We start from the raw sequence: 6579 nt of genomic DNA on the forward strand, positions 1-6579 counted from the left end.
ATTCCGCCGTCGCGATCTGCCCCGGCTCGACGCGTCCCAAATAGAATTCGTCCACTTGGGCGACGAGCTTAGAGCGCCCGGCGCTGTCGATCTGGCCCAGCCGCTCGCCGCGGTTCAGCGACTGGCCGACCTGGATCGAGAAAGCGGTCAGTTGCCCCGCGACTGGAGCGCGGAGGTTGAGAGCGTCAAGCGTCGAGCGCGCGATATCGAGGCTGCCGCTGAGGGAGGCGTTGGACGCCCTGAGCTCCGCCAACTGGCTCGTCTGCAGCCGCTGGTTGATCGCCCGCGCGCGGCGAAGAACTTCCGCCCGGCGCTGCATCGACAGATATTCGTCGCGGCTGTCGTTGAACACCTTGGCGGGAACGAAGCCCTTTTCCATCAGCGGCTTCTGGGTCTCGAACTGGCGCTTCGCCTTGTCGGCGGCGAGCTGCGCATCGATCACCGCCCGCTCGTCCTGGATGCTGGTCTGCGCGAGCGCGAGCTCCTGGCTGCGCATCGAGTTCACTTCGCGGGAAACGTCGGACTGGCTGCGGAGCAGGTTGAGCTGGATTTCCGAGTTCGACAGGACCGCGAGCAATTGCCCCTTCTGGACCATCGCGCCGTCCTCGACGAGCACCTGCTCCACGCGCCCGCCCTCGACCGCGTCGAGGAAGACGGTCACGAGCGGCGTCACTCGCGCCCGAAGCGGAAGGAAGTCGTCGAAGCGCCCCTTCTGGACGGTCGAGATCGTCACCCGATCGGCGGCCACGGTCTGGCTGCTCGCGCTCGGCGCCATCAGGTAGAAGATCAAGGCAGCAATGAGCACGAGCCCGACGCCGATGGCGATCTTCACCTGCTTCGAGAGGCCCTTCGTCTCGACGACGCGGTCCATCGCCCCGCCGCTCTGAAGCCTCGGCTCCGCTTCCGCTTTTGGAATTCTGATCACGCTCATCCACCTGTCTCCAGGATGAATGAAAGCAACGATCGTGCCACCGCAGCGACGGGAGTGCGGCGCGAGAATGTGCTCTCCCACCCCTCCCGCTGTCCGATTTCGGACAGATGCTGTTCGGCTGCGGACATCCCCCCGGCCCCGGTCTTAGATGGCGGCGTGGCGCGCGGCCGGCACAGCGGCCTCATGGCCGACCTGGACCGGCTCGAAGGTCATCAGCATCAGGATCGCGGCGACCGCCATCCAGACCGCTCCGCCCGCGAAAGACTGAAAATTGCTCATCGTGATTCTCCTCTGAACGGTCTCATGGCCGTGCCCGACATGCTCAGCATCAGCCGTGCCATTTCGCGAGAAGCGCGCATTTCAGCCATTTTCCGAAGCGCGAAGCTGCCGGGCGGCAACGCGAGCCTGTCCGGCAACGGACGCACGGTGTCCGGTTGCGAACGGTCCGGTCGGGTCTGGCACGGAAATTGTTTGTCGCTCTTTCGATAGGCATTAGGAGAGCGAGGGTGGTGAGGGGGAATGCATTCGGGCGCTGCCTGATCGTCGACGACGATCCCGACATCCTGCTGTCCGCAAAGCTGCTGCTGCGCGACCTGTTCGGCGAAGTGGCCACCTTCCAGTCGCCCGAAGACGCACTTGCGGCGATGGAGGGCGAGCGGCCGGACGTGATCCTGCTCGATGCGAATTTCGGACGCGGCGCCACCAACGCCGCCGAGGGCTTCCACTGGCTTGCCGAGATCCTGAAGCGCGATCCCGAGGCCGTGGTGGTGATGATCACCGCTCATGGCGGCGTCCAGATCGCGGTCGAGGCGATGAAGCGCGGCGCTACCGACTTCGTCTCCAAGCCTTGGTCCAACGAGCGCCTGCTCGCCACCGTCCGAACCGCCGCCGCGCTCCGCAACTCGCGCCAGGAGGTGGTGAAGGAGCGGAAGCGGGCCGCCGCCATCGCAGCGCCGACGGCCGTCGGGGAAACGCCATTGCTCGGCCGCTCGCCCTCTATCGCCCGCATCTATTCGCTGATCGACCGGGCGGCGCCGACTGAAGCGAACGTCCTCATCCTCGGCGAGAACGGGACGGGCAAGGAGCTCGTCGCGCGCGAGCTGCACCGCCGCTCGCGCCGCGCCGACAATGTGCTCGTTTCCGTCGATCTGGGCGCAGTTGCCGAGAATTTGTTCGAATCCGAGCTGTTCGGCCATGTGAAGGGCGCCTTCACCGACGCCCGCGGCGACCGCATCGGACGGCTCCAGGCCGCGGACGGCGGCACCCTGTTCCTGGACGAGGTCGGCAATCTGCCGCTTCACCTCCAGCCGAAGCTGCTGACGGCCCTTGAGCAGCGCCAGGTGATCCCGGTCGGCGCGAACAAGCCGGTACCGATCGATGTGCGCGTGATCGCCGCCACCAACCTGCCGCCGGACCGGCTCTCCGACGAGAGCCTGTTCCGCCAGGACCTGCTCTTCCGGCTCAACACGGTCGAGATCGACCTTCCGCCGCTCCGGGACCGGCGCGAGGACATCCTGCTCCTGATCGAGCATTATGTCGGATTCTATTCGAAGAAGTACGGCAAGCCGGTGCGAAGGCTACCCGAGGACGTCGCGGCGCAGCTCGTCTCCTACGACTGGCCCGGCAACGTCCGCGCGCTTCGTCATGCGGCCGAGCGCGCCGTAATCCTTGCCGGGGACGAGGCCTTCACCGTCGAGGATTTCTCGCTGTCACGCACCGTCGCTCGAGCACCCACGCCGGCGCCGCCGGTGCCGCCGAGCGATCTCAACCTCGACCGTGCGGAGAAGAACATCGTCGAAGCGGCGCTGAAGAAGCACGCCTACAACATCTCGCTTGCCGCGGCCGAGCTCGGCCTCACCCGCGCCTCGCTCTACCGGCGCATGGAAAAGCATGGGCTTTAAGCGGCGCTTCGTCCTCGGCCTGCTGTGGCGCGTGGCGCTGCTGCTGCTCACAGCCTTCGGCTTCGTCTATTCGCTGAGCATCGAGGGGCTCGGCGCCGCGCGCCTCCTCGCCGCGATCATCTGCGTCGGCGCAGTGGCGGGCCTCTGGCGCTACATTCAGCGCACCAACGTCGAACTCGCGCGATTCGTCGACGCAGTGCGCTTCGGCGACCTCTCGCAGAACTTCACCCATCGTCACGAAGGGAGCGGCTTCGGCGAATTCGGCGAGGCGCTCGAGCAGGGCATGCGCCGGCTGCGCGAGGAGCGGCACCGGTTGAGCGACGACAACCGCTTCTTCGAGGCTGTGCTCGACGACGCGCCGACGCCGCTCCTGACGGTCGATCGGGAAGGACGGATCGAGCTCGCCAACAAAGCGGCGCGGCGGCTTCTGTCGCGCCATCAGGGGGTGCGGGTCGAGGACTTCCGGATCTACGGAGACGCCTTCGCCAACAGCCTTGCCGACGAAAGCGCCGTGGGACGCCCCCGGCTGGTGCCGATCACGCTCGACAGCGTACCGCAAACCGCGATGGTAAGCGCCGCGATCGTCCACCGCCTCGGCTCGACCGTGAAGGCGGTCGCGGTCCAGCCGATCCAGGGCGAGTTGAACGCAGTCGAGATCGCCGCCCAGAGCGACCTCGTGCGCGTGCTCACCCACGAGATCATGAACTCGATGACCCCCGTGACCTCGCTTGCCCACACCGCCGCCGCCCTGATGGGCCAGGCCGACAAGGGCGGGGACCGGGACGTTGCGGACGCCCGCGCGGCGGTGGAGACGCTCGCGAGGCGCGCGGACGGCGTCATGCATTTCGTCGAAAGCTATCGCCAGATCAGCCGCACGCCCGAGGTCCGGCGGCGGCTGTTCGACGGGGACAATTGGGCGCTGGAGATCGAGGCCCTGTTCCGCGCCAGCGCGGCCGCCGAAAACCTCGATTTCACGCTCAAGATCCCACGCGACGGTTTCACTCTCGATGCCGATCCGGACCTCATGTTCCAGGTGATCATCAACCTCCTCAAGAACGCCGCCGAAGCCGCGAAGGCGCATACGGAGCAGCCCGCCGTCTGCCTCTCCTTTTCCACGACGCGTGCGGGGCGGACTCAGATCGAAGTGTCGGATAACGGCCCCGGCGTCCCTCAGAACCTCCGGCAGGACGTGTTCCTCCCCTTCTTCACCACCAAGGCGAAGGGCACCGGCGTCGGCCTCAGCTTGGCCCGTCAGGTGGTGCTCGCCCACCGGGGCTCGATCAACCTCCTGGAAAGCAAGAGCGGCGGCGCACTCTTCAGGATCGTGATCTAGGCGATCGTCCGCGCCAGCGCCTCGGCCTGACCGCGGATGTCGGGCACGGCGACGATCTCCCACCAGGCGCCGCGGGTCATTGGGCCGATGGCATAGATGCTCTTCGATGCGGTTCCGTCCGCGCCGATGACATGACCATCCTCGTCGATGTCGATGCCGATCCGGCACACGTCCGGGCGGATGCGGCCGGATGTCACCAGGTTCCTCAGCAAAGGCTCGTCGGCGCGGCTTATGTCCGCCTCGGGGCCGGTGCAGTTGACGATGCGCGCGACCCTCAACGTCCTGGCGCTCTCCGTACCGCGCGGGCGCCACTCGACCGAGACATGGTCGCCCTCGGCGCGGGTCGCGAGGATCTTGCCCGCTGCGAATTGCAGCCGCCCGTCACCGACCATGTTCCGGATCCGCTCGGCGATCGAAGGCGCGATCCGGTGCCGGTGCACGTCCCAGTAAGGCCGCAGGTGGCGAAGGAAGCGGCGCCGCTCCTCCGGGGAGGCCGAGGCCCACAGGCGCTGCGTCACCGGCCGCAGCTGGTCGACCGCTACGCGCCAGCCAATCCGCGCCGCCTGGCTGCGGACGCTTCGGACGAGGCTCGTGCACCGCGGCTCCGGAACCTCTTCCAGCTTCGGCGGCGGCGCCGGCTCCGCATGCGCCCGCGGCACCATTCCGCGGCGTGAGATTGCGATCGTCCGGCCCTGGAAGCCGCTGCTCTCGATCATCAAGGCAGCGTCGATCGCAGTGAGGCCGGTGCCGATCAGAAGGACGACATCGTCCTCCGCCAGCCCCGCGGTGAAGTCACCAGCCCAGGGATCGGAGACATAGACCCGCCCGCCCGCAAGCTCCGGCGCGATCGTCCGGGGCACCGAGGGCGCAAGGTTGCCCACCGAAAGCACGACGGCATCCGCCTCGATCCGGTCCCCGCCCTCCAGGAGCACGGCCTCTCTGCCGTCCGATGCGACGACGTCCACCGCTTCACCGCTCACCACGGACAACCGATCACCCGCCTCTTCCGAAGCTGCGGCGAGCAGCTGCCGGAGATAGTCGCCGTACCGCCGCCGCTCGGCAAAGTCGCTCGCCTCACCATGCCAGTTCGAAAAATGGTCGGGCTCCTCCGGGAAGGCGCTCATCCCGCTCGCGCGCACGTTGAGAAGATGGTCGGCGTGCGGCGTGCTGTAGGCGACGCCGCGCCCGACCCGCTCCGCGCGCTCGATCAAGGTCACCTGATGGCCCCGGCGGAGCAGCTGGATCGCCGCGAGCGTTCCTGAAAATCCGCCGCCGATGATGGCGAGGCGCCTGAGGCTCAAAGCTTCGGCTCCAGCAGCCCCTCGGCGGGAACTGCGTCGGCAAGGCTGAGGCCGTCCAGGATGCGCGCGGTCTCGTCGCGCACCATCAGCATCACCCGGTGCAGCCGGCACTTATCCTCGCTGATGCAATTGGTGCATTGCTGGTAGGCGAGCCGGCTTGCGCAGGGCAGCAGGCCGAGCGATCCCCGGGTCAGCCGGACGATCTCGCCATAGCTGATCTCCTTGGGCGGCCGAGCGAGCCAATAGCCGCCCTCGCGCCCCCGCATCGTCTCGACGAGTCCGGCGCGCCGCATGCTGGAGAGCATCACCGTCAGGAACTTGGCCGGGATGTTCTGCCGCTCGGCGATCTCGGAAAGCTGCACCGGCCCCTCACCGTATCGGTCCGCGAGGTGGAGCAAAGCCCGGATTGTATATCGCGTCCGTTGAGAAAGCATGCTGGGCTAATGGGCTCTGATCGCACCATTTACAACATCAGGGGAAGAGCGCTTTCAGAAGAATGCCGGCGAGCGCCGCTCCCCCGATCACGGCCGGAACGCCGAGCTTGAACCGGAAGACTGCGATCAGGGCGGCGGCCGAAAGCAGGGCCGCGGCCGGATCGATGCTGCTCCAGGCGGGCATCTCGATGCTCAGGGGGCCGAGGTCCAGCTCGTCCACCGAGCGAAACAGGAAGTGCGCCGAGAACCACAAAGCGAGGTTCAGGATCACGCCCACCACCGCTGCGGTCACCGCCGACAATGCCGCCGCGAGCGCCTTGTTCTCCCGCAGCCGCTCGACGAAAGGCGCGCCGATGAAGATCCACAGGAAGCAGGGAACGAACGTCACCCAGGTGGTGAGAAGGCCGCCGAGCGTGGCCGCAAGCAAGGGCGGCAGCCCTTCAGGGCTTCGGTAGGCGCCAAGGAAGCCGACGAACTGCGTGACCATGATCAGCGGCCCGGGCGTCGTCTCGGCCAGCCCCAGCCCGTCCAGCATCTCCCCCGGCCGAAGCCAGCCATAGCCTTCGACCGCGGCCTGCGCGACATAGGCGAGCACCGCATAGGCGCCGCCGAACGTCACCACCGCCATTTGCGAGAAGAAGATCGCAATGTCGGCGAATGTGCCGCCACCCGCCGCCGC

Annotated in this window: 7 protein-coding genes; 2 read left to right on the forward strand and 5 right to left on the reverse strand. The window is 67.4% G+C overall.

Translation table 11 applies throughout. From position 1 onward, the window contains the following. Together VF662_RS16765 and VF662_RS16770 are read right to left on the reverse strand one after the other, a co-directional pair. Positions 1 to 931, reverse strand: a 931-nt coding sequence (locus VF662_RS16765) for an HlyD family secretion protein (RefSeq protein WP_464143092.1), incomplete at its 3' end; no start/stop codon positions are given. Positions 932 to 1075: 144 nt separating this feature from the next. Next, complete coding sequence (locus tag VF662_RS16770) at positions 1076 to 1210, reverse strand: hypothetical protein (RefSeq protein WP_464143093.1); 135 nt, start codon at positions 1208 to 1210, stop codon at positions 1076 to 1078. 227 nt (positions 1211 to 1437) lie between these two features. Between VF662_RS16770 and VF662_RS16775 the strand changes: the two genes are divergently transcribed. Next, positions 1438 to 2832, forward strand: a complete 1395-nt coding sequence (locus tag VF662_RS16775; protein ID WP_464143094.1) for a sigma-54-dependent transcriptional regulator — start codon at positions 1438 to 1440, stop codon at positions 2830 to 2832. Beyond that, positions 2822 to 4165, forward strand: coding sequence for a sensor histidine kinase (locus VF662_RS16780; protein ID WP_464143095.1), 1344 nt, complete (start codon positions 2822 to 2824; stop codon positions 4163 to 4165). Before VF662_RS16775 ends, VF662_RS16780 begins: the two co-directional genes overlap by 11 nt. Here VF662_RS16780 and VF662_RS16785 read toward each other — a convergent pair. From VF662_RS16785 to VF662_RS16795, 3 genes are all read right to left on the reverse strand, one after another. Further along, positions 4162 to 5466, reverse strand: a complete 1305-nt coding sequence (locus VF662_RS16785; RefSeq protein ID WP_464143096.1) for an FAD/NAD(P)-binding protein — start codon at positions 5464 to 5466, stop codon at positions 4162 to 4164. The genes VF662_RS16780 and VF662_RS16785 overlap by 4 nt on opposite strands. Beyond that, positions 5463 to 5900: an RrF2 family transcriptional regulator gene (locus VF662_RS16790; protein ID WP_464143097.1), complete on the reverse strand. Its 438-nt coding sequence runs from the start codon at positions 5898 to 5900 to the stop codon at positions 5463 to 5465. The genes VF662_RS16785 and VF662_RS16790 overlap by 4 nt, the downstream gene beginning before the upstream one ends. A 37-nt stretch (positions 5901 to 5937) precedes the next feature. After that, positions 5938 to 6579, reverse strand: a 642-nt coding sequence (locus VF662_RS16795; RefSeq protein ID WP_464143098.1) for a chromate transporter, incomplete at its 5' end; no start/stop codon positions are given.

Source organism: Allosphingosinicella sp. (assembly GCF_036387215.1).
In the GTDB taxonomy this organism is placed as follows: domain Bacteria; phylum Pseudomonadota; class Alphaproteobacteria; order Sphingomonadales; family Sphingomonadaceae; genus Allosphingosinicella.